Genomic DNA, 22669 nt, shown 5'->3' on the forward strand with positions numbered 1-22669 from the left:
GGCATATTGCAGAACCAGCGTAAGCAGCTAATTCGTCAAGCTGAACCGGCTGTTTGTTCTTTTACATGTTCTGATCGATTATACGGTCGTTGCTGTATGGGGAGGCTTCATTTGGTTTCCCGCTTGTCGTCGCAGGTTTCAGGAGTAGAAAATGAGTGTACATAGTCAGGGCAAACGAATTAGCGTTCCTCAACTCAGGGCGTATAAAGGCCAGCAAAAGATCGCTGCATTAACCGCCTACACGGCGCCCTTTGCACGCTTGCTGGATGACGCTCTCGATATGATTTTGATCGGCGATTCGACCGCCATGGTGGGCTATGCGTTGCCCAACACACTATCGATTACCGTCGATCAACTGGCAATGCATGCCGCGGCCGTCGTGCGCTCGACCAGCCACGCTTGCGTGATCGTCGATATGCCGTTCGGCAGCTATCAAGAGTCGCCGCAGCAGGGATTTGCGAACGCTGCGAGGATGCTGGCCGCCAGCGGTGCCGACGGCGTCAAGATGGAGGGCGGGGCGGCCTTGGCGGATACCACGCGGTTTCTGGTCGAACGCGGTATTCCTGTTTTGGCCCACGTCGGACTTATGCCGCAATACGTGAACACGATGGGCGGCTTTAAAGCACAGGGTATGGACGAGGAGTCGGCCGAAAGGATAATGCAGGATGCTCTTGCGCACGAGCGTGCCGGCGCCTTTGGCATCGTTCTTGAAGGCGTCGCTGAGGCGGTGGGACGCCGTATCACCCAGACCTTGGGCATACCAACGATAGGTATAGGCGCTTCCCCTGCCTGCGACGGTCAAATTCTTGTGACGGAAGACATTCTGGGCTTAAGCGGCGCTCGGATTCCTAAATTTGCAAGTCAGTATGTTGACGCAGGGGCGGTCATTCGTGCTGCTGTCGAGCAGTACGCGAGCGATGTGCGTGACGGAAGCTTCCCGAAGCTGGAAAATTGTTTTGGTGTCAAAAAATCTGGCCAATAACCATTTCTTCATTATGGTTATTATGCGACAAGTGAATAGTTAAAGTGTCAAAATGTATACTACGCATACAGGACTTCACTTAACACTTAATTTCACAGCGCATAATCATCATGGAAATTCGCCAGCTAGAGGCCTTTGCCGCTGTGTATTCTGCAGGCAGTGTCACCTCTGCCGCACGGATGCTCGACCGTTCCCAGCCGGTCGTAAGCCGCCAGGTGCAAGACCTGGAACACGAACTGGGTTTTACTTTATTTACACGGACCCGGCCCCAGGTCACGCTTACTGACCAAGGTCGGCAATTCTATGAAGAAGTTCATAATGTGCTGGCCGGCCTTCAGCAGCTCGATGTGCGCACGCGGGAAATCGCGCGCGGACGCCCTCGGCCTTTACGGATAGCCGCAACATTTTCTCTTGCTTCGACGCTCGTTTCAGCCGTGATTGGGCGACTTGAACGGACCACGCCGGTGTTCCAGGACAAAATGAGCATCGCCAACATGCATTCGGTCGATGTCGTGCGCACCGTAGCCGACGGTCAGGCCGACATTGGCCTGGCGACACTTCCTATGGATCTGGGGCGGTGCCAGCTTCTATGGTCCGGTCAGGCGCCATGTTCGGTTGCACTTCCGCAGGATCATCCTCTTGCTCGCTGTGCCACCGTTAAAATAGCTGAATTGGGTGATAATACGGTCATCACCATGACGAACAAATCAGGACTGCGCCATCGTGTGTCGACGGCCCTGCTGCAGAATTCGGTGGGCAGCAAAATGCGTCGCCACATCGAAGCGTCGACCTATTTGAACGGACTGATGTTGGTACGGGCGGGCGTAGGGATAGCGTTGGTGGATCCATTTTCGGCTGCTGACCTCGTCCCTCAGGGCGTTGTGTTCCGACCGATAGACACCCATGTCCCGTATATGATGGGCGTTGTCACCCACCGCGACAGGGTATTGGATCCCGAAGGCCAGCGTTTTGTGGAAGCCATGTGGGACTACGCCGTTGAATGTATTCCCCGATTCGTTCCAGGTGAACCTAACGGTTTGCCCATCATTGAAGATCCTTTCGAACCTGTCGCCACATCGGGTCCAGAATGATTGCAGTGTGTCCGCCTGCAGCATGCGGACAATTTTTTGAGCATAACGTCACGTAATAACGATGAGCACAGCACTTACAGGGCCTGCGGGGCTGGCCGAACTTGAGCAACGATTGGCCCAGGACATCGCTTGGCTGGATCTTCCGGCCAAGCCGTGGGTTCCGCGGGGCACTGTAAATGGTGCCGAACTGCTGGATGTCGCCATTATCGGTGGCGGGATGGCCGGACTGGCCGCAGCCGCGTCCCTGGGCAATCTTGGAGTCCGCACGCGGATTTTCGATGAGGCGCCGGAAGGCTTTGAAGGCCCCTGGGCCACAACCGCGCGCATGGAAACGTTGCGCTCGCCCAAGCAGCTTACTGGGCCAGCATTAGGGTTTCCAGCCTTGACTTTCCGTGCCTGGTACGAAGCCCAGTTCGGTACGGCCGCCTGGTCCGAGCTCGACAAAATTCCGCGCTTGAACTGGATGGAATACCTGCGCTGGTACCGCAGAGTCATGAATATCGATGTCCGCAACGAGCATCACGTCACCAACATCATCCCTTATCCCGATCACGTCGAACTGCAACTGAGCACCCCATCTGGCACAGAATCGGTGTATGCAAGGCGGGTCGTTTTGGCGACCGGTCGAGCGGGCCTGGGGGGGGCGAGCGTGCCCGATGTCGTTGACGGAATATCGCACAAATATTGGGCGCATTCGTCCGACCCTATGGACTATTCCACCTTGCGTGGCTTGCGAGTTGGGGTGGTGGGTGCGGGTGCTTCGGCCATGGACAGCGCTGGAACGGCGCTTGAAAACGGCGCTGCCACCGTAGATTTGCTGATCCGGCGCCAAGATATCCCTCGCATCAACAAGAGCAAGGCCGCGGGCAATCCGGGTTTCGTGCAAGGTTACGTAAACTTGCCAGACGAATGGAAATGGCGAATCCGCCATTACATTAATGTCCAGCAGGTACCGCCACCACGAGCCAGCGTACTGCGTGTTTCACGGCATGCAAACGCCCATTTCCGTCTTGGTGCTCCCATCTTGCGGGTCAGCCATAAGGGGAACGCTTTGCACGTAGAAACACCTCGAAAAACCTTCGAGTTTGATTTTTTGCTGTTCTCTACTGGCTTCAAGATCGATTGGAACAACCGTCCTGAATATGCGACGATTGCACCCCATTTGCGCGTTTGGGGTGACCGCTATCGCCCTGACGAAGGGGGCGCCGACCAAGAATTGCAGGACTCTCCCGACCTGGGACCCAGCTTTGAGTTTCAGGAAAAAACCCCTGGCGCCTTGCCCGGCCTGTCCCGAGTACATTGTTTTTGTTATCCTGCGACGCTAACCCATGGGACAGTATCGGGCGATATTCCGGCAATAAGTGATGGGGCCGCCCGTTTATCCAAGGGCATTTCTGGCCTGCTTTATGTCGAGAATATTCGTGAGCATTTTGCTGAGCTGCAGGCTTTTGACGAACCTGAAGTGGTCGGCGACGAGTGGGTTGTGGCGAATTAAGCCAAAATTTTTATTATGTAGCATGAAGGAAGTTTGATGGATACTGTGAATGCTTCGCCCGGCCCCGACCTCATCGACAGTGTGGTCGGTTTGACGCCGGAGGATGGGCTCTATGCCATACGCCAGGGCCGAGAAAAAGTGCGGGCCGCTACGCAAGGTAGCTATGATCTGTTTTTCGATCCTGCTGCAGGAAATCTAACAATTCAAGAACGGCTGCTTGTGGCCTATTATGCATGTGTACTCTCCCGGGCCCATGCCTTGGCGCAGCATTATTACGGCGCACTGCTCCAGAACAAGGTCGACGTGGCCTTGATTCAGCACGTCAGCGAAAATCAGCTTGAACAGATACAGTCTGAACGCCTGAAAGCACTGTTGGTGTTCACACAAAAACTGATAGAAAAGCCGGTCGAAGGTGATCAGGCGGCAATTCAAGCCCTTCAGCTTGCTGGCGTATCGACGCCGGATATCGTGACGCTTGCGCAGTTGATCGCTTTTTTATCCTATCAACTTCGCCTTGTAGCGGGACTGCAAGCGCTGAAGGCACTGGAGTCCCAGACATGAGCACATTGATCAAAAACAAGGGCTTTACCAACGAAACGCTGGGCTGGAGGGCATGGCTTGACGTGGTCAATGTTGACACCGCAACACCCGATCAGATTGAAGTGCTGGAAATGAGCCATCCACAGGCCAAGGAATCCGACTACTACTTATTGTTGGCTCATCAGCCCGCCATACTGAAGCAGCGCTCCGAGGCCTATAACGCAATTATGTATGCGCCTGGCGGCCTTGCCCGGGCAGATCGCGAACTGGGTGCGCTTACGGTGTCGCGTGTCAATGGCTGCGTGTATTGTGCATCGGTTCACGCGCAGCGTTTCGAGCAGCTTGCCAAGCAAAACGAAACCGTGGCACAGGTATTCGACGACCCTCGTACGGCGGGTATCTCCGAACGCCAGAAAGCCATTGCGCAATTTTCAATACGTCTGACTGAATTCCCTGACGATATTGGGCCGGCAGACATCCAGGCGTTGAAAGACGTGGGCCTGAACAAGGCAGAAATACTGGACTTGCTTCACGCTACATCGATTTTTGCCTGGGCGAACCGCCTTATGTTGAACTTGGGCGAACCGGTTTTCCCGTCGGAATAGTGCGCAAAAATTACCGTTCAAGCTGGCTTAACATTTGAACACCGGCCTGCGGACCAAAGCGTTCGCAGGCGGTATTCAGGCACTGGACAGCAAATTTCAGGAATAGCGACTGTTTTTGCTGTAGTTCCGCTTCAGCCTGCGCCAGGCGAAGATCTTTGCGTAACATACCGAGCGTGAAGGTAACGTCGCCGCTACCTTCCATCATACGTTCGGCATACGAGTTGAAAAGCATGCCCGAGGCAGTTCCCTTGTTCAGGGCAGCGGTTACCAGCTCCAGGTCGAAATGGCTTGCGCGAGCTAGCGCGATACCTTGCGCCAGGCCTAAAAAGACGCCGGCAATGATGGTCTGGTTTACGAGCTTCATTCGATATCCGGAGCCACTTAGCCCGCAATAGACAGAGCGCTGTCCGAGATTAGCCAGAAAAGCTTCGCAGCGTTGCAGCGTTTCTGAATTTCCTCCGACAAAGTGGGTTAATGTCCCGGCGGCGGCACCGGCGACGCCGCCGGTGACGGGTGCATCAATGAAGTGGGCGTTTTTGGCTGCAACCAATGCCGTTATGCGAGCGGCAACCTGTGGCGCGGCGGTGGTCATGTCGATGAACACCGTATCGGGCTGTATGCCAGGAGCCATCCCGCGATAAACACTTTCTACATCATGAGTGTCACCAAGGATCGTGCATATAATCTGGCCCCGATGGGCCAGTTCGATCAGGTCTGTCGCAATTTTTGCCCCCTGCTTGCGCAGGCTGAGCGTCTGCTCAGGATTGCGCGCCCAGACATGCAGCGGATAGCCGGCATTCAAAAGGCGTTGAGCCATAGGCAAACCCATTTTTCCTAGCCCTACCCATCCTATAGTCTCAGGCATCGCAGCCTCCTTGAGAAAGTGTGCGGTCCGTATAAATTGTATTGTGGCTTGGGCCGTCGAGGCTACTGCCGTGTTTCCTATTGCGCCTGAATGTTCGCGTCAAGGACTACCTTGTTCCACTTTTTCAGTTCCGACGCTAACAAGCTATCCAGATCTTCGGGTGTGCCGCCCAGCGCGTTGGCCCCCATACCGGCCAGTTTCTGTTTCACCTCGGGGTCTTGAAGGATTTCGTTTAACGCTTGATTGGCGCGGTGGATAATATCTTTGGGAGTGCCCGCAGGGGCCAGCAGCGCGAACCAGGTGGATGACAATAGTTCAGGAAACCCTTGTTCCGTCATCGTGGGTACGTCCGGCAAAGCGCTGGACCGCTGGGCCGACATCACGCCCAGGGCTCTGACTTTATTGGACTTGACCTGGCCCACAATACCCGGAATCAGCTGAAACATGGACTGGATTTCGCCCGAAATAAGATTCGTAGTGGCTTGGCCAGGGGCACTATACGGAACATGCACCATGTTGGTCGCAGTCTGACCCATATAAAGTTCGCCTGCCAGATGCATCGAGCTGCCGTTACCAGTGGAACCGAAATTGACGACTCCGGGGTGTTTTTTGACGTAGGCCGTGAACTCTGCGAGGTTCCCTGCAGGTAGGTCGTTGTTGACGACAAGAATATTGGGGACCTCAGCGATGGATCCGATCGCGTCAAAACTTTTTTGTGGATCGAACGGCAGCTTTTTGTAAAGGCTGGGGCTGACAGCCAGGGTGCCCGCCCATGAAAACAGCAGTTTCGATCCGTCGTTGGCGGCTTCCGCGGCAATGCCAGCACCAATGTTGCCATTTGCGCCGGCATGATTCTCAATAATGAAATTGCCATCGAGCTTCTTGCTGAGCTGGTCTGCGATTAGCCGGGCAATTGTGTCGCCTGTACCTCCGCCACCCGGGCTAGGAACGATAATTTGTACCGCCTTGTTGGCCGGCGGCCATGATTCTGTAATAGCTGCTGCGGTAGTAAAGGTTCCTACTGCCGCTACACCGGCCATTAAGGTAATAAGTTTGCGCATGATGCAGTCCAGAGGTTACTGTAGCCGGGAAGACAAATTCTTATAAATTTTAGAGCACACCTGCCAGCGCAAAGTAGCGCCGAGTATCGACACGCACAGGTAAATGGTGTCGATATGTAATTTATAACGACATATGATACATGCTAAAGAGTGCGGTTTATTTAGTTGACCGCCGCGTCGCTTGTATTGGCTCCCGCTTGGCAGCACAGATGTTCAAAGGATGGAATCGTGAATCAATTTAGCCCTGAAATAACAAGCCTCTTGCTGGCGACGCTGGCCGGCTTGCTAGGCCTTGCCGTTGCTGCCCTTTATTACCGGCGCGTACTGGCCTTAGTGCGTGCTGAGCTGGCCTCGGTCCAATATGTGGCCGCACAGCGAGGTGAACAACTGATGGCCACACGTGCCGAGCTGGATCAGTCCAAAAGCCTGAACACTGGGTTGGCGGCCGAAAAGGGCCACCTCGATCGGCAGTTAGCGCGCAGCGAGTCGGCAGTGCAAAGCCTGCGCGAACGTTTCGATGAAGCGCGGGCCGATCTTGCCATCAAAGAGGCTGATTTTCAAAACGTAACCCGCCGCGCGGCCCAGCTCCATAATGAACTGACCGAACTGCAGGCGATACACGGCGAGAAGCTGGCCAGCTTTCGCGAAATGAAGGTGTCCTTCGAAGAGTCCAGGACGCAGCTAAAAGTTGAGTTTCAGAATCTGGCGAACAAGATTCTGGAGGAAAAGGGCAAAACGTTCGCGCAAACCAGTCAAAGCTCGCTCGATGCCATGTTGAAACCATTCAGGGATCAGATCGATGGCTTCCAGCGGCGAGTAAATCAGGTTCACGATGAAACGCTGCGCGGCAACGTTTCGCTGGAATCCGAGATCAAGCGGGTTTTGGAAATCGGATTAAAAATGAGCGCTGAAGCCAATACGCTGGCTACCGCGCTGAAAGGAGACAAAAAAACCACCGGCAACTGGGGCGAAGTACAGTTGGAGCGCACCTTGCAATTAGCTGGACTGATACCGGGCGATCATTATGAATCGCAGGCACGCTTCAAAGATGGGCAAGGCAATAATCGCCACCCCGATTTTGTCATCAAACTGCCGGACGCCAAGCACATGGTGATCGATAGTAAGGTGTCGCTGGTGGACTACGATCATGCGATTGCTGCTTTGACAGAAGCCGAGATGCAGGCGTCTCTGGACGGGCACGTAAAAGCCGTACGCAACCATATCGATGACCTCAGCAAGAAAGACTATAGCAATCTGGTGGGAATGCGCAGCCCGAGTTTTGTATTGATGTTCATGCCGATCGAGCCAGCCTACATTGAGGCAATGAAGCACAATAAAGACCTGTTCGATTATGGTTATCAGCGCAATGTCATCATGGTGTCGCACACAACGCTTATGCCGATATTGAAGACCGTGGCCAATCTCTGGATGGTTGCACGGAGCAACGAGCAGGCGCATGAACTCAGCGCTCGGGCTGGCGAAATCTATAATCAAGTGGTGGTCGTTGCCGAGCGCCTGAAAAAGCTGGGCGATACCCTCGATACCGTCAGCAAGCATTACAACCATACGGTTACCGCGGTCGCGGGCCAGCAGGGCCTGCACGGTAAGGTTGCGCGGTTCAACGACCTGTCCTCTAAAGCTAATAAGACCATGCCAGTGCTCGAGCCCTTGCACGCGGATTTCGAAAATGAACGTCTTGAACTTATTGTTGCTGCGACAGCTGACCAAGGCGACGCAGCGCTTGTCGCCTCAAGTGAGACCGACGAGCAAATGATGGGTGCCCCGCAGCTATCTGATTGACCGCGGGGAAACACGTATTGTTCGACTGCCTTTGCCTGCCCACAATTCTTGGCTATTGATCTTCGACTTGATCTATAACCTGATTAGGATTTCGCCCATGAAACATGCTCTCGCTGCAAGCCTGTTGTGTATACCAGCACTGGTCAACGCCCAAACAAGCGTTCCGAATCAAAGCACGCTGGATAAAGTGATTGAAAGCAAGACTTTGCGGATCTGCACGCCCGGCGACTACAGACCATTCAGCTATCACAATGCTGACGGCAGCTATGAGGGGCTGGATGTGGATCTGATGCATTCGCTCGCGAAAACATTAGGTGCCAAGGTCGAATTCGTGAAGACGAGCTGGTCTAATCTGATGGCCGATTTCACTTCCGGGAAATGCGATATTGGCGCGGGTGGTATATCGGTATCACTGGAACGGCAGAAAAAGGCCTATTTCAGTTCACCATATATGGTTAACGGCAAGACGCCTATCACCTTGTGCTCGAACGTCGAGAAATTCCAGTCCGTTGCCGACATCAACAAACCCGAAGTACGTGTCATTCACAATCCGGGCGGCAGCAACGAAACCTTCGCAAAAACGCATTTAAGCAAAGCGAAGATTACGCTGCATGAAAACAATATAGGTATCTTCAACGAGGTGGCAGAGGGCCGTGCCGACGTCTTCGTCACGGAAGCGGCCGAGGCCAAAGTTCAAAGTAAGCGCGATCCGCGCCTGTGCGCAGTCAATCCCGACAAACCCCTTCAATACGCCGAAATGGGCTATTTGCTGCCAAGCGGCGACATCCGGTTCAAGCTTTTCGTGGATCAATGGCTGCACTTGGGCAAGGCCAGCGGCGAGTACGCCAAGTTGGCCGATAAATGGGTGCCGCAATAATCCAGAACGCTGCAAATTGGCGGGAAAGCCAGGCTTTTAAATTGGCAAAGTCGTCCGGTATTGAAGTCGTATATGCTTGAGTATTCGGATTACTTGCCCCTACCGCCTTCAAATGACCGCAACAAGCATCACCACGATACCCATTAATAACCCTTTTCTCGAGCACCTTGGCATAACCTTGACTGAATGGTCGCCTGGTTATGCCGAGATGCACCTGGATACCTCGTACGATCTAAGCAATCGCACGGGCCGCATCCATGGCGGGGTGATTTGTACGCTGCTCGATTCGGTCTGCGGCTATTGCGGCTTGTATTCGCCGCCCGGTGAACCTATTCTTCGCAGCCTGACTTTATCGCTTACCACCAATTTCATTAGCAGCGGCGATGGCTCGACCTTAGTGGCAAAGGGGTTTCTGGTGCGTAAGGGCCGTAGCGTTTTTTTTGCACGCGCCGAGGTGTGGCTGGACGATATCGAGTTGCTGGCGACAGCCGTCGGCACATTTAAATACGTACGCGCCTGACTGGTCAGGCCGCTTTGCGGTCTAACCAGTCCATGACAGGCATGGGCCGTGCAAACAAGAAACCTTGTACAGCATCGCAGCCGTTCTTTAACAGGAAATCGGCTTGTTCCTGTGTCTCGACTCCTTCTGCCACGACCTGCAAATGCAATTGCTTGGCCACTGCGAGAATTAGCTTCACTATCGCCGTGTCGTCGGCGTTTGCGGGAGTGTCGCGCATGAAACTCTCGTCTATCTTTAATTCGTACAAGGGTAGGCGCTTAAGATACGCAAGGCTGGAATAGCCCGTACCGAAGTCGTCGATCGAGAAACGCACCCCCAAGGAAGCAAGTTGAGCCATCCGTTCAATGGTGGCTTGCATGTCTTCTATCAGTACGCCTTCGGTTACCTCGAAGATCAGGCCGTCAGCCGGTGTGCCGTATTCGGCGAGGATTTCCTGCACACGCTCTACGAAGTCGGTATTGCGAAACTGGCGAGGGCTGACATTGATGGATACAGGGTAGAGGTCGCCAGCCCTTCTTAACTGCTCAATAATCACACAAGCTTGTTGCATTGCCCAGTCGCCCAGTCGCAGAATAAGCGCGCTCTGTTCCGCAATGGGTATAAAGACATCAGGCGAAATGGTGCCGCGCTCGGGGTGGTTCCAGCGCATCAGCAGTTCAGCGCCTATCACGTGCTGAGCACTATTCCATTGTGGCTGAATCAGCATTTCGAACTGCCCCGTGCCGATGGCATGCGATAAATCGGACTCCAGCAAAAGCCGCTCACTGGCTTCATGGTGCATGCTCGCTTCATAGACGGCGACCCGGTTGCGGCCTGATTGCTTAGACGAATACATGGCCATATCGGCTTCGCGCATCACGTCAGCGGTTGATGCACTTTCCGGGCAGATCAAGGTAAGCCCTATACTTGCACCGGCCAGGTAGTCTTGTCGGTCCAGGACGATAGGTTCCTCGAGGACAGTGCGCACTTTTTCGGCGGCACGCTTAGCGTTTGGCAAGGCTTCTTCGGCGTCCCGGCCTACGTAATCCAATAAAATAACGAATTCATCGCCGCCTATACGTGCCACGGTGTCCACCATTTGGACGCAGTCCTTTAGACGCTGGGCAACCGTTTGCAAGACAGCGTCGCCCACGTCGTGGCCGTGTCCATCGTTAATTCGCTTGAAATTGTCCAAATCGATATACAGCAGTGCTCCGTAAAGTGAATCGAGTTTTGCAACGCTTAACGCCCGGTCGATATTCTCAAGAAGCAGGCGCCGGTTTGGAAGCTCGGTCAGGGCATCGTAAAAGGCCAGCCGCTGGACCTCTTGTTGGGCGGCCCGGTGTTCGGTGATGTCAGTGGAAATTCCGCAGAGCGCTTCCACTTCGCCCTCCGTGTTTCGCAGCGGTATCTTGATCGAAAGAAAAGTCCCTACGTTGCTGCCATCGACCGCAACGTTGTACTCTTCCTGGACCACACGCTCACCTTTTTCGATGACGCGAAGGTCATGTAATCGTATGGCAGCACAACTCTTGCCGTTGAAGAAGTCTGCATCCGAACGGCCCAGCACCCCTTGTGGCGTCCTCATGAAAAGAGTGCATAACTTGCGGTTGCCGTACACGTAACGCAGGTTTTTATCCTTGATATAAATATAGGCGTCAACGCTGTCGAGTATGGTGTTGAGCATTGTCTCGCTGGCTTTGATGTGTCGGGTCTGGCGCGCAACCTGGGCTTTTAGCAGCAAAGCCATCAGGACGGACAATGCTAATAAACCGCCCAGTGCGCCTAGAGTCCACCAAAAATAAACCGGTATTGATTTAGTGGATTTCGCTGCACCCCAACGCTCGATGACCTGATAGTAGACAGAGCCAGGAGTGTTCTGCCAGATTTTAAGATGACGTTCTATGCCTGATAGCAACGCGTCGTTACTGCCCTTTTTTGTCGCATAGAAAAGTCGCAAAGGCTGGAAGATAAGCGACGTGGCCACGAGACCATATTGTGCGGCGTGGCGTCCGCCAAAGAAATGATTCGCCACTGCGGCGTCGGCACCACCATCGGCCACCATGTCGAAACCGGCTTCCAGAGTGCCCACGCTCTGCACGTCGGGAACGATTCCGAAATCGGACGGAAGCGCAGCAAGATATTCGTATTGCAGCGAGCCGGCGACAGCGCTGATCCGTTTTCCATCGAGATCAAAGAGCGACTTTATTGAGCCATCGGGACGTTCGTAGATTTGCGACCAGCTGCGCAGGGCGGGCGTCGGATGAAAATCATAGAGGTGATCCCGCGCGTCGGAGTATGCGAGATCTGGCAAGAGATCTATATGCCCCGTTTGGAGCGCATCAAGACAGCTTTGCATATCGCATGGTATGGCCTGCAATTGCCAGTTCTGTTCCTTGGCGATGGCCTCAAGCAACTCGCCCAGGATCCCTGCAGGTTTGCCGTCATTGCCATTGAAGATTCTGGGAGGATTGTCGATGACGCCCACGCGCACCGTACGCTGCTGTGCGAATGCGGCATTTATGCACAAACAAGCTAGAAGCGACAGGCATACCGCCGCAATAATTGTTCTGGCTGGGCGGCACTGCATAGGACGCTCGTCTCATGGCGTTCGTTCGAACACCCGTATTTGTGAACAATTGTTGCATGGTAGATTCGTGCCGCGTCTTCGTCAAGGGGCGCCACGCATTCCGCGCTACACATGCCGATTCAGAATTGGAATCAACAGCTGTCGTCGTTTTCTCAGGGCAAACCCCGAGGAAAAAAATGCTTTTATAACGCGCCGCCGATGTAGGATATTAGCCTTGCTTGTAACGGTTCATTTCGAGCCCGGCGGTGCTGAAGTGCACTCGTAGTCAACAGGCTAATCTATCGCGGCCATTGCTGCTTACATAGCCGTCCACCGTCCATCACTCATCAAACCCCGCCGCGCCAAATCCGCCCCTGGCAACGTGTTTAGTGACCCCCAAGGAGAACGTCTTATGCGTACATTTTTCAGAACACCTTTTAGCAAGCGGGTCGCCTTGACCGCAAGCGCAGCTGCAATGTTTGCAGCGTTGGCCGCTCCGATCCCGGCAGCGGCTCAGCAAAAGTTTGTCAGCATCGGCACCGGTGGGGTGACGGGCGTGTATTACGCGGCGGGCGGCGCCATATGCCGGCTGGTCAATAAAGATCGTGCGCAACATGGGGTGCGATGCTCGGTGGAATCGACCGGCGGCTCGGTATTTAATATCAACACCATCAAGGCCGGCGAGCTTGATCTGGGCGTGGTCCAGTCCGACGTTGGCTATAACGCCTACAACGGTGCAGGGCAGTTTAAAGATACGGGCGAGTACAAGAAATTGCGCTCCGTGTTTTCGATTCATCCCGAACCGTTTACTGTCGTAGCCCGCAAAGAGTCCAATATCAAATCCTTTGACGATTTCAAAGGTAAGCGTTTCAATGTGGGAAATCCTGGCTCCGGAACGCGCGCGTCAATGGAGCAATTTCTTAAAACCAAAGGCGTTGATTTAAGCTATTTCTCGCTGGCGTCCGAGCTGCGTCCCGACGAACATGGGCCGGCTTTGTGCGATGGCAAAATTGACGGCTTTTTGTATGGTGTTGGTCATCCGTCTGCCAACATACAAGATCCGACCACCACTTGCGGCGCAAAACTGGTTTCTTTAACGGGGCCGGTGGTTGACAAGCTTGTCTCTGAATTCCCTTATTACGCCAAAGTAGCGATTCCTGCCGGCCTGTATCCCAACAACGCGCAAGAAACCAATACCTATGGCGTGTTGGCCACGTTCGTTACGTCTGCCGACGTCCCTGAACAGACCGTTTACCTGGTGGTGAAGGCGGTTTTTGAAAACTTTGAAGATTTCAAGAAACTGCATCCCGCACTAGGTCATCTGGACGCCAAAGACATGGTCAAGAACGGGCTGTCGGCTCCCTTGCATCCCGGCGCAGAAAAGTATTACAAGGAAAAGGGTCTGCTGTAAGCTAGCACAGGCATTAGGGACGCCCAGTGTGGGCGTCCGTTAGCAACAACATATGGAAATACGCATGCAGATCACGTCCGCGCCAAATGTAAATCCTGAACAAAATAATGCCAGTCTTGAACAACTGGTCGCCGACGTTGACCGTGGCGGCCGCAAGGTCGGAGGGATTACGGGCAGTGTCCTTTTTATAGGCGCAGTCTTCTGGTCGTTTTTCCAACTCTGGTATGCGTCGCCGCTGCCATTCGCGCTTAACCTCGGCATTTTCAATGATACTGAGGCGCGTGCCATACATCTTGGCGTCGCGATGTTTCTGGGCTACCTTGCCTATCCTGCAACGAAAAGCTCGCCACGCGATTACATGCCCTGGTACGACTGGGTGCTGGCGCTCGTTGCCGGCTTCTGCGGAGCCTACCTGTTTCTGTTCTACAAAGAACTTTCCGGACGCCCCGGTATTCCGACGCCTATGGATGTTACGGTCGCCGCGATCGGGCTGGTGTTGCTGCTGGAAGTGACACGACGCGCGCTGGGCGCACCCATGGCGGTTCTGGGCGCCATATTCATCTTGTACGTATTCCTCGGGCCCTGGCTACCCGATGCCCTGTCGCACCGCGGCGCGTCGCTCGAGCGCATGGTGTCACACATGTGGCTTACCACCGAGGGCGTCTACGGGGTGGCACTCGGTGTGTCGGTGTCCTACATTTTTATATTTGTATTGTTGGGCTCGCTGCTGGACCGCTGCGGAGCAGGCAACTACATGATGCAGGTGTCGTTTGCGATGCTCGGCCATTTGCGCGGTGGGCCTGCCAAGGTCGCTGTCGTATCCTCGGCCGTCAATGGCATCGTTTCGGCGTCGTCAGTGGCTAACGTCGTAACGGGTGGAATATTTACCATTCCACTGATGAAAAAAGCCGGATATGGCGGAATTCGAGCGGGCGCGATTGAAACGGCATCTTCTGTCAATGGGCAACTGATGCCTCCAGTCATGGGGGCGGCGGCCTTTCTGATGATCGAATATGTCGGCATACCCTATACCGATATCATTCGACACGCCTTGCTGCCAGCCAGCATTTCCTATATCGCCTTGTTCTACATTGTGCACCTCGAGGCTTTGCAGTTGGGCATACAGCCCATGATGTCCGCAGGAAAACCGCGCACCTTACTACAGAAGCTGGCGGGCTGGGGAATGGGGATCGCAGGCTCTCTGATCGTCATGGGGCTGGTTTACTGGATAGGTGTGGGAGTGCAGGCAGTCGCCGGAGCTGCTGCAATGTGGATACTGACCGGCTTGCTGGTCGCATTGTATTTATGGCTGTTGCGCATATCAGCAAGCCATCCGGATCTTCCCACCGAAATAAGTATTACTAATCCGACGCGGCCGGAAACGTGGCCGACCGTACGCTCTGGCCTGTACTTCCTGATCCCTATTGGCATTCTTGTGTGGTGTCTGTCGGTAGAGCAACTGTCGGCCGGGCTATCGGCATTCTGGGCAGTCGTTGCCATGGTGCTGCAAATGGTCACGCAAAGGCCTTTGATCGCATGGTTCCGCAAAAAGCCTGTGGCGCCCGCCGTCAGCGTCGGACTATCCGATACCGTAAATGGCTTGCAGGAAGGCGCTCGCAACATGGTGGGTATCGCTATCGCTTGCGGTACTGCAGGGTTGATCGTCGGTGCCATCACGCTAACTGGCCTTGGTCTGCGCATGACCGCATTCGTCGAAATGGTGTCGATGGGCAATGTGTTGTTCATGCTGTTTTTTACCGCTGCCGTATGTTTGGTGCTTGGCCTTGGCATGCCCACCACGGCGAACTACATCCTCATGGCCACCCTGATGGCTCCCGTTGTGGTAGAACTGGGTGCACAAAGCGGTATTGTGATTCCATTGATCGCCGTGCACATGTTCGTGTTTTATTACGGGATCATGGCCGACATTACCCCACCGGTAGGGCTGGCCACTTTCGCGGCGGCAGCCATATCGGGCGAAGATCCCATCAAAACCGGGATTAAGGGGGTCACCTACGCCATGCGTACGGCAGTTTTGCCTTTCATGTTTGTTTTCAATCCCCTGTTGCTGTTGATTGATGTCGAGGGATGGTCTGAACTCGTGTTGGTCGTTGCGGGGGCGACATTGGCGTCCCTGACGTTTGCCGCTGCCACCATGAAATGGATGCGTATCAAATGCAGCTGGCCTGAGGTTTTTCTTCTGCTCTTGGTGACCTTCATGTTATTCAGGCCCGACTGGTTCATGAACCATTTATCACCCAAGTATGAGACTCGTCCTGCGGCGCAAATGCTGAAGATCGCTGCCGATATGCCAGACAAAGGCAGGATGATCGTAGTGATTAGCGGTATGAACCTTGAAGGCGACGAGCTTCAGAAAACGGTGGCTGTGCCACTGCCAGGCCTGCCCGAGGGCAGCACTGCCACAGGCGACGCGGCCGCTTTACAAAGATTATCTGCTGCAGGGCTGACCATGATGGCATTGGGTGACCAAGTCCAAATTGCGTCTGTGCGTTTCGGCAGTCAGGCACGCCGGGCGGGGTGGGAACAAGGTTGGCACGTAGCGGAAGTCAAAATTCCCAATCCGTCCCGGCCATCCGAATTCTGGATTTATATTCCTGCGCTTCTGATAATGACTTTCATGTGGGTAAGGCAAGGGCGCCGTATGAAAGGCCTCGACACGCGCTCGCCGGTCCTTGCATAAAGGTCGGATGCTCTACGGTATATTGGCAAAAGGGGTTCTATAGGTCCTGTTTCAACTGCTGCGGGGGCGATGTATGCAAAGTTCCTTTCTTGATCATGTACAGCATCAGGTTCAACAGTTGCGGGCTGGTGGCTTCTACAAGGCCGAGCGCGTCGTTGCAAGCCAGCAATCGGCACAAATTGTTCTTGCCGATGGATCGCATGTCCTGAATTTTTGCGCCAATAATTACCTTGGCTTGGCCAACGATCAGCGTCTGATCGATGCTGCCAAACACGGCCTTGATGATGCCGGGTTTGGCTTGTCGTCCGTGCGTTTTATTTGCGGCACGCAAACGGGTCATAAAAAGCTGGAACATGCCTTGGCCGACTTTCTCCAAATGCAAGATGCCATCCTGTACTCCAGTTGCTTCGACGCCAATGGTGGCTTGTTCGAGGCCTTGCTCGACGAGAACGATGCGGTCATCAGCGATGCTCTTAATCATGCCAGCATTATTGATGGCGTGCGTTTGTGTAAGGCAAAGCGCTTCCGCTATAACAACAATGATATGGCCGATCTGCGAGCCCAATTGCAGGCCGCCGATTTGGCCGGGGCTCGTTACAAGCTCATTGCAACTGACGGCGTTTTCTCCATGGATGGCATTATTGCAGACCTGAAGTCCATATGTGATCTGGCTGAAGAATTCAACGCCATGGTCATGGTCGACGACTCGCATGCCGTAGGGTTTATTGGCGAAAATGGACGTGGCACGCCCGAATACTGCGGCGTCCAGGGCCGTATACATATAATCACTGGCACGCTAGGCAAGGCGCTGGGCGGTGCTTCCGGGGGCTATGTCGCCGCCGATGCTGCCGTGGTCGAGTTGTTGCGCCAAAGATCGCGTCCCTATCTGTTTTCCAATACGCTCGCGCCGGCGATCGTATCGGCATCTCTACGGGTTCTGACCTTGTTGCAAAGTGACGAGGGCAAAGAGTTGCGCCGGCGAGTGCATGCCAATGGCAGGCAGTTCCGCAGTGCAATGTTGGAGCTCGGGTTTGAATTGATGCACGGCGAGCATCCAATTATTCCGGTCATGTTCGGCGATGCGCAATTGGCAGGGCGTGTCGCCGATGAGCTCCTGCATGAAGGTATCTACGTTATCAGCTTCTCGTATCCTGTCGTTCCCAAGGGACGCGCACGAATTCGGACCCAAATGAGTGCCGCCCATAGCGCCGAGCATATCGACAAAGCCGTCGAAGCATTCAAGAAGGTCGGCCAGCGGATGCAAATCATACCCTGATCGTCAGCTGCTTTCAGTTCAGGATTTATAATCATGACTTATGCTTCCCGGAACCCGAAATGCGCGCCCTAGCAAAACTAGAACCGGCTGTCGGTCTGGCCCTTACCGATATGGAACGGCCTTCGGTCGGTCACAATGACGTCCTGATAAAGATCCGAAAGACCGCCATTTGCGGCACCGATATTCATATATGGAAGTGGGACGACTGGGCCAGCAAGACCATTCCCGTTCCGATGCAGGTCGGGCATGAATATGTCGGCGAAATCGTCGAGATCGGCCAGGAGGTCAGCGGTTTCAAAACCGGTGACCGGGTATCGGGCGAGGGCCATATTACCTGCGGTTTCTGCCGTAATTGCCGCGCAGGCCGGCGCCATCTTTGCCGCAACACCTCGGGCGTAGGCGTCAATAGGCCGGGCGCTTTCGCCGATTATCTCGTCATTCCGGCATTCAATGCGTTCAAGATTCCCGATGACGTATCCGACGATTTGGCTGCCATCTTTGATCCGTTCGGGAATGCCACTCATACTGCACTGACCTTTAACCTGGTGGGTGAAGACGTGCTGATTACCGGCGCGGGGCCCATAGGAGCCATGGCTGCAGCCATCGCACGCCATGTCGGAGCACGCAATGTAGTCATCACCGACGTCAATGATTATCGCCTTGCCCTGGCCGCCAAAATGGGTGCGACACGAACCGTCAATGTGGAACGCGAAGCGTTGCCCGACGTTATGCACGAATTAGGCATGACCGAGGGTTTCGACGTGGGGCTTGAAATGTCTGGTACGCCGGGCGCCTTTACCTCCATGCTGGAAGAAATGACTCACGGCGGCAAAATCGCCATGCTGGGGATTCTTCCTGCCGGATTCGGCATCGACTGGAACAAAATCATCTTCAAAGGACTTGAAATCAAGGGCATTTATGGCCGCGAAATGTTCGAGACCTGGTACAAAATGGTCGCCATGCTGCAAAGCGGGCTCGACATCAGTCCAGTCATTACCCACCACTACTCCGTTGACGATTACCGAGCGGGTTTCGACGTCATGCTTTCCGGCCAAAGCGGCAAGGTGATTCTTGATTGGGCGGCATAGCGCTTGAAAAAGTCAACACGCATCACGTTCGTTCGCGACGCACCCTTGCCCCTGCGTAACGGGGTCGCACCAAGCCGCGTCCATTTGCCGGCTGGACCCTGGGCTCTGCTGATCGATTTCCTGACCGAGCGCTTCGAGTATGTTCCGCCTGAGGTTCTTCGCGCCAGATTGATACGCGGCGATATTGTTGACCAATCGGGCATTGCTCAGACTCTTGACAGCCCTTATCAAGCATTGCGCTGGCTTTGGTATTATCGCGAGGTTCCCGAAGAGCCCGTCATTCCGTTTGAATTACCAGTATTGTTTCGTGATGACTTTCTTGTGGCGGTAGACAAGCCGCACTTCCTGGCGAGCATTCCAGGGGGGCGCTACTTACAGGAAACGGCGCTGACACGCTTGCGGGCTTCGCTGAACTTGCCAATGTTAAGCCCCATTCACCGACTCGACCGCGACACAGCCGGTGTCTTGCTATTTTGTGCAGATCCGGAGCGCCGCGGCGCCTACCAAACTCTGTTCCAGACGCGCAATGTGCAGAAGGAATACGAAGCCATAGCTCCGCTGCGCGGCGATCTTGAACTGCCTATTGTGTATCGCAGCTGCCTGCAGCCTAGGCCCGGCGCCTTCACCATGCACGAGACAGGCGGCGAGGCAAACAGCGAAACGCGGATTGAACTGATTCATACAGCAGGTCAGCTGGGACATTACCGCTTGCGCCCACAAACGGGCCGCAAGCATCAGCTGCGAGCGCACATGAGCGCGCTGGGTATTCCGATATGCAACGACAACTTCTACCCGCAGCTAAAGGCTTATGCAGAGAGTGACGATTTCACCAGGCCGTTACAGCTACTGGCGCGCGCCATTCAATTCACCGACCCTATCAGTGGCCAGTTGCGCCGCTTTGAAAGTCCGCGCAGCCTCGCGGTGAGCCAGGCACCAGCGTAGATCAGTACTGATCGAAACAGGCCTGAATTTTTTCTCGATCGCTGGATTGATGCAGGGCCAACATCAGCAGTATCCTGGCCTTCTGGGGATTGAGCGAGCCGCTCGAAATAAGCCCCGTTTGGCCTTCGGCATCGCTGGCCGAAACGATACCTGAACCCACCCGGCTGGCTATGACGCAGACCAGCTTGTTCTTCAAGGCTAGTTTCACACCTTTACGTACTTGTGGAGACAGGCTGCCGTTGCCTGTTGCAGCGATCACTATTCCATTCGCTCCGGCTTTGATGGAGGCTTCATAGAAATGTACGCCGGCATTCTGGTGGTCGTAAATGACGTCGACCCGCGGTAGCGACTTGACGCCAGCCATGTTGAAATCGGTTCGGGTGGTATGGCGCAATGCCGGTGTCTGGAAGATATGCACCCTTCCGCTATGGACCTGGCCGATGTAGCCCTGATCGTAAGCCCGAAAAGCATCGACCTGGGTCGTGCTGCATTTACTGATAAAACGTGCCGATGCGATCTGGTCGTTCAGCATGACTAGCACTCCGTGACCTGCGGCTTGAGTCTTGCCCGCCAGCAGGACCGCGTTATACAAGTTCAGCGGTCCATCAGCGCTTAATGCGGAACCCGGTCGCATCGCCCCGACAATCACCACGGGTTTATCGCTTTTCACTGTCAAGTTGAGAAAATATGCTGTCTCTTCCAGCGTGTCGGTGCCGTGTGTTACCACCACTCCGTCCACATACGGGTCGGCCAGTTCGTCGTTAATTCGACGAGCAAGCTTCAGAAGCATCTTGGTCGTGATTGCATGGCTTTCAACATTGAATAACTGATGGCATCGAATATTCGCCAATGCCGCAATTTCCGGGACGGCATCCAGCAATGCCTCTACCCCCTGTGTAACTTCGTAATCGGTCAGCGCCGTAGCGCTGTTGGCGGTGGAGGCGATAGTGCCTCCCGTTCCCAGTAGGACGATGTTCGGGAGTTTCATAAAAAAGCCAGTGCTCCACGGGGGCGGGCTTGCCCCCAATCGCGAAAGCGCCCATTTTAGCCGGACACTTCGTGCAAGTCGTTGCCGATTTATGGATGCACGGGCCTGCGCCGCAGTTCAGCCGGCGGGCATTTGATTTGAGCGCGGTATTTCGACACGGTACGGCGGGCCACTACCACGCCTTCCTTGGCAAGCTTGCGAGCAAGGACTACATCGGACAGAGGTTCCATTGGATCTTCGTCGTCGATCATTTCCTGGATCAGTGCTCGAACGGCCACAGCGGAACATGTCCCCCCCGACTGGGTCGCCAGCTCGCGCGAGAAAAAGCGTTTGAACTCAAAGATTCCCCGTGGAGAGGCCAAGTATTTGTTGCTGGTGGCGCGTGAAATCGTGGATTCGTGCATGCCCAGTTCATCGGCGATTTCGCTGAGCATTAAAGGACGTAACGCAATTTCCCCATAATCGAAAAACGTTTGCTGGCGAGCCACAATCGCCTGCGCTACACGGTGGATGGTGCTGCTACGCTGTTCAAGGCTACGCATAAGCCACCGCGCCTCTTGCAGCGCCTGTGCCATGAGCGACCGCTCACTGTAGCGAGCTTGTCGAAAAAGTTGAGTGTAGGCACTGTTAAGGCGTGCTTTCGGTGTCGCATCGTCATTGGAAGTCGCCACCCACAGACGTCCTATCTTGCGCACGACGACATCGGGTATGACGTAGCAAGCCGGATCTACCGACTTGAAGCGCCCACCAGGGCGGGGTGCAAGGGTTCGGATTAGCATGCAGGCCTGCTGTATGTCTTCTTCGGGGCAGCTGAGTGTCTTTGCCAGACCCGAATAATCGCAGCGCCCCAAGCGGTCGAGCGCTTCCGCAACAATACGGGTAGCGATTCCTTTTCCCGGCGTACCGTCGGGCAAGGCATTCAGCTGAAGCGTCAGGCATTCAGCCAAATCGCGAGCGGCAAGTCCGGGAGTGCTCAATTGCTGGACCAGGCGCAGCGCAATCTCCCATTCCCCCGCCGCAATTGGTGGCGACAACTCGCTTTCATCGGCCAAATCCGCAAATGGAACGCGCAAGTAACCGTCGTCGTCCAAAGCTTCAATGATGTATTCGGTAAGAAAACGTTCCCGTTCGCTGAGCTGATAGCTGCACAGATCGGCCAACAAGGAATCGCGAAGACTGCTTGCACTGCGCGCCCATTGGCCAATATCACTGTCGGGTTGATCCGAATTTCTGGCAGTTGGATAGTCGCCTGAATAGGCCGGGGCATCGGCGGCGCTGTACGCGATATATTCGGTCTCCGGCAAGGCGCTGTCGCCAGGTGCGTCGGAGTCAACGTAGTCTTTCTCAAGGCTAACGTCATTCGGAATCGCGGGTCCGCTGTCCACGGTGCTTCCTTCATGGTCGCCTGTGACGTTTGAATTCGTGGTTTCTTCAGGTTCTTCCAGAAAGGGATTATTGGCGATCGCTTCCGCTACTTCTCGGGTGAAGTCCAAAGTAGACATCTGCAGCAGTTTTACCGACTGCTGCAGACGAGGCGTCAGGCTGGTTTGCTGACGGGTATGCATTTCATAAGCAATATGGCCCACTTCATGTCTCCTGGCGTGTATTCGTATAGGTGATAAGCGGTACGATCAAGCAGACGCAAAATCTATGCCAGGTCAGCAGCTCGGGCTAAACCTTTTGTATCGAATCGTTTGAAGTGGCGTAGTGCCTTGTCTGACAGCTTCCAAGCCAGTTTGGAACATCCGCGCAGTCCATTGTCACTGTTTAATTGCCGTAGGACAGCGCCGTCTTTTTCCCCGCCAAAGCAGGACAAATTACCGACGCGATGTAAGAAGTGCCTTCACTTCCGCTATCGATAGCGTGCGCGGCAAAGCAG

General features: G+C 54.6%; 18 protein-coding genes. 13 read left to right on the forward strand and 5 right to left on the reverse strand.

Annotation, left to right across the window (positions count from 1 at the left end; all coding sequences use genetic code 11):
* Positions 1-151: 151 nt before the first annotated feature.
* The 5 genes from panB (at position 152) to EKL30_RS06170 (ending at position 4713) form a co-directional block, all read left to right on the forward strand.
* Positions 152-982, forward strand: a complete 831-nt coding sequence (gene panB / locus EKL30_RS06150; RefSeq protein ID WP_126706310.1) for a 3-methyl-2-oxobutanoate hydroxymethyltransferase — start codon at positions 152-154, stop codon at positions 980-982.
* Positions 983-1092: 110 nt separating this feature from the next.
* A complete protein-coding gene (locus EKL30_RS06155; RefSeq protein WP_126706311.1) occupies positions 1093-2073 on the forward strand; it encodes a LysR family transcriptional regulator in 981 nt (326 codons plus the stop codon).
* Positions 2074-2134: 61 nt separating this feature from the next.
* The gene (locus EKL30_RS06160) at positions 2135-3568 is read left to right on the forward strand and encodes an FAD-dependent oxidoreductase (protein WP_126706312.1); all 1434 of its coding nucleotides are present in this window, start codon (positions 2135-2137) and stop codon (positions 3566-3568) included.
* A 36-nt stretch (positions 3569-3604) separates the two neighbouring features.
* The gene (locus EKL30_RS06165; protein ID WP_126706313.1) at positions 3605-4129 is read left to right on the forward strand and encodes a CMD domain protein; all 525 of its coding nucleotides are present in this window, start codon (positions 3605-3607) and stop codon (positions 4127-4129) included.
* Positions 4126-4713, forward strand: a complete 588-nt coding sequence (locus tag EKL30_RS06170) for a peroxidase-related enzyme (protein ID WP_126706314.1) — start codon at positions 4126-4128, stop codon at positions 4711-4713. The genes EKL30_RS06165 and EKL30_RS06170 overlap by 4 nt, the downstream gene beginning before the upstream one ends.
* 10 nt (positions 4714-4723) lie before the next feature.
* On the opposite strand, the gene EKL30_RS06175 is transcribed toward EKL30_RS06170, so the two are convergent.
* Together EKL30_RS06175 and EKL30_RS06180 are read right to left on the reverse strand one after the other, a co-directional pair.
* The gene (locus tag EKL30_RS06175) at positions 4724-5578 is read right to left on the reverse strand and encodes an NAD(P)-dependent oxidoreductase (protein ID WP_126706315.1); all 855 of its coding nucleotides are present in this window, start codon (positions 5576-5578) and stop codon (positions 4724-4726) included.
* A 77-nt stretch (positions 5579-5655) separates the two neighbouring features.
* Positions 5656-6639, reverse strand: coding sequence for a tripartite tricarboxylate transporter substrate binding protein (locus tag EKL30_RS06180; RefSeq protein WP_126706316.1), 984 nt, complete (start codon positions 6637-6639; stop codon positions 5656-5658).
* A 228-nt stretch (positions 6640-6867) separates the two neighbouring features.
* On the opposite strand from EKL30_RS06180, the gene rmuC reads away from it, so the two are divergent.
* The 3 genes from rmuC (at position 6868) to EKL30_RS06195 (ending at position 9836) form a co-directional block, all read left to right on the forward strand.
* Positions 6868-8439 (forward strand): DNA recombination protein RmuC, encoded by a 1572-nt coding sequence (gene rmuC, locus EKL30_RS06185; protein ID WP_233582855.1) that lies wholly within the window; start codon positions 6868-6870, stop codon positions 8437-8439.
* Between the two features lie 97 nt (positions 8440-8536).
* A complete protein-coding gene (locus EKL30_RS06190; RefSeq protein WP_126706317.1) occupies positions 8537-9316 on the forward strand; it encodes a transporter substrate-binding domain-containing protein in 780 nt (259 codons plus the stop codon).
* Positions 9317-9428: 112 nt separating this feature from the next.
* Positions 9429-9836, forward strand: a complete 408-nt coding sequence (locus EKL30_RS06195) for a PaaI family thioesterase (protein ID WP_126706318.1) — start codon at positions 9429-9431, stop codon at positions 9834-9836.
* A gap of 4 nt (positions 9837-9840) precedes the next feature.
* On the opposite strand, the gene EKL30_RS06200 is transcribed toward EKL30_RS06195, so the two are convergent.
* Entirely contained in the window at positions 9841-12405 is a 2565-nt protein-coding gene (locus EKL30_RS06200; RefSeq protein WP_126706319.1) for an EAL domain-containing protein, read from the reverse strand.
* 391 nt (positions 12406-12796) lie between these two features.
* Here EKL30_RS06200 and EKL30_RS06205 point away from each other — a divergent pair, with 391 nt between their 5' ends.
* The 5 genes from EKL30_RS06205 (at position 12797) to EKL30_RS06225 (ending at position 19802) form a co-directional block, all read left to right on the forward strand.
* Positions 12797-13795 (forward strand): TAXI family TRAP transporter solute-binding subunit, encoded by a 999-nt coding sequence (locus tag EKL30_RS06205; protein ID WP_126706320.1) that lies wholly within the window; start codon positions 12797-12799, stop codon positions 13793-13795.
* A gap of 64 nt (positions 13796-13859) precedes the next feature.
* A complete protein-coding gene (locus tag EKL30_RS06210; protein ID WP_126706321.1) occupies positions 13860-16496 on the forward strand; it encodes a TRAP transporter fused permease subunit in 2637 nt (878 codons plus the stop codon).
* Between the two features lie 73 nt (positions 16497-16569).
* Positions 16570-17772, forward strand: a complete 1203-nt coding sequence (locus tag EKL30_RS06215; protein WP_126706322.1) for a glycine C-acetyltransferase — start codon at positions 16570-16572, stop codon at positions 17770-17772.
* A 59-nt stretch (positions 17773-17831) separates the two neighbouring features.
* The gene (gene tdh, locus EKL30_RS06220; RefSeq protein WP_126706323.1) at positions 17832-18860 is read left to right on the forward strand and encodes an L-threonine 3-dehydrogenase; all 1029 of its coding nucleotides are present in this window, start codon (positions 17832-17834) and stop codon (positions 18858-18860) included.
* Positions 18861-18863: 3 nt separating this feature from the next.
* A complete protein-coding gene (locus EKL30_RS06225) occupies positions 18864-19802 on the forward strand; it encodes a pseudouridine synthase (protein ID WP_126706324.1) in 939 nt (312 codons plus the stop codon).
* Between the two features lies 1 nt (position 19803).
* Here EKL30_RS06225 and EKL30_RS06230 read toward each other — a convergent pair whose 3' ends face one another.
* Together EKL30_RS06230 and EKL30_RS06235 are read right to left on the reverse strand one after the other, a co-directional pair.
* A complete protein-coding gene (locus EKL30_RS06230) occupies positions 19804-20790 on the reverse strand; it encodes an asparaginase (RefSeq protein WP_126706325.1) in 987 nt (328 codons plus the stop codon).
* A gap of 89 nt (positions 20791-20879) precedes the next feature.
* On the reverse strand, positions 20880-22355 hold the full coding sequence (locus EKL30_RS06235; protein ID WP_126706557.1) for an RNA polymerase factor sigma-54: 1476 nt from the start codon (positions 22353-22355) through the stop codon (positions 20880-20882).
* Between the last annotated feature and the right edge of the window lie 314 nt (positions 22356-22669).

The sequence above is a fragment of the Candidimonas sp. SYP-B2681 genome (assembly GCF_003971065.1).
Classification (GTDB): domain Bacteria; phylum Pseudomonadota; class Gammaproteobacteria; order Burkholderiales; family Burkholderiaceae_B; genus Pollutimonas.

What these genes read in the sequence shown, in the direction of transcription:
- panB (WP_126706310.1), top strand. Translation starts at nt 152, where the DNA reads ATGAGTGTACATAGTCAGGGCAAACGAATTAGCGTTCCTCAACTCAGG.
- EKL30_RS06155 (WP_126706311.1), top strand. Translation starts at nt 1,093, where the DNA reads ATGGAAATTCGCCAGCTAGAGGCCTTTGCCGCTGTGTATTCTGCAGGC.
- EKL30_RS06160 (WP_126706312.1), top strand. Translation starts at nt 2,135, where the DNA reads ATGAGCACAGCACTTACAGGGCCTGCGGGGCTGGCCGAACTTGAGCAA.
- EKL30_RS06165 (WP_126706313.1), top strand. Translation starts at nt 3,605, where the DNA reads ATGGATACTGTGAATGCTTCGCCCGGCCCCGACCTCATCGACAGTGTG.
- EKL30_RS06170 (WP_126706314.1), top strand. Translation starts at nt 4,126, where the DNA reads ATGAGCACATTGATCAAAAACAAGGGCTTTACCAACGAAACGCTGGGC.
- EKL30_RS06175 (WP_126706315.1), bottom strand. Translation starts at nt 5,578, where the DNA reads ATGCCTGAGACTATAGGATGGGTAGGGCTAGGAAAAATGGGTTTGCCT.
- EKL30_RS06180 (WP_126706316.1), bottom strand. Translation starts at nt 6,639, where the DNA reads ATGCGCAAACTTATTACCTTAATGGCCGGTGTAGCGGCAGTAGGAACC.
- EKL30_RS06190 (WP_126706317.1), top strand. Translation starts at nt 8,537, where the DNA reads ATGAAACATGCTCTCGCTGCAAGCCTGTTGTGTATACCAGCACTGGTC.
- EKL30_RS06195 (WP_126706318.1), top strand. Translation starts at nt 9,429, where the DNA reads ATGACCGCAACAAGCATCACCACGATACCCATTAATAACCCTTTTCTC.
- EKL30_RS06200 (WP_126706319.1), bottom strand. Translation starts at nt 12,405, where the DNA reads ATGCAGTGCCGCCCAGCCAGAACAATTATTGCGGCGGTATGCCTGTCG.
- EKL30_RS06205 (WP_126706320.1), top strand. Translation starts at nt 12,797, where the DNA reads ATGCGTACATTTTTCAGAACACCTTTTAGCAAGCGGGTCGCCTTGACC.
- EKL30_RS06210 (WP_126706321.1), top strand. Translation starts at nt 13,860, where the DNA reads ATGCAGATCACGTCCGCGCCAAATGTAAATCCTGAACAAAATAATGCC.
- EKL30_RS06215 (WP_126706322.1), top strand. Translation starts at nt 16,570, where the DNA reads ATGCAAAGTTCCTTTCTTGATCATGTACAGCATCAGGTTCAACAGTTG.
- tdh (WP_126706323.1), top strand. Translation starts at nt 17,832, where the DNA reads ATGCGCGCCCTAGCAAAACTAGAACCGGCTGTCGGTCTGGCCCTTACC.
- EKL30_RS06230 (WP_126706325.1), bottom strand. Translation starts at nt 20,790, where the DNA reads ATGAAACTCCCGAACATCGTCCTACTGGGAACGGGAGGCACTATCGCC.
- EKL30_RS06235 (WP_126706557.1), bottom strand. Translation starts at nt 22,355, where the DNA reads ATGCATACCCGTCAGCAAACCAGCCTGACGCCTCGTCTGCAGCAGTCG.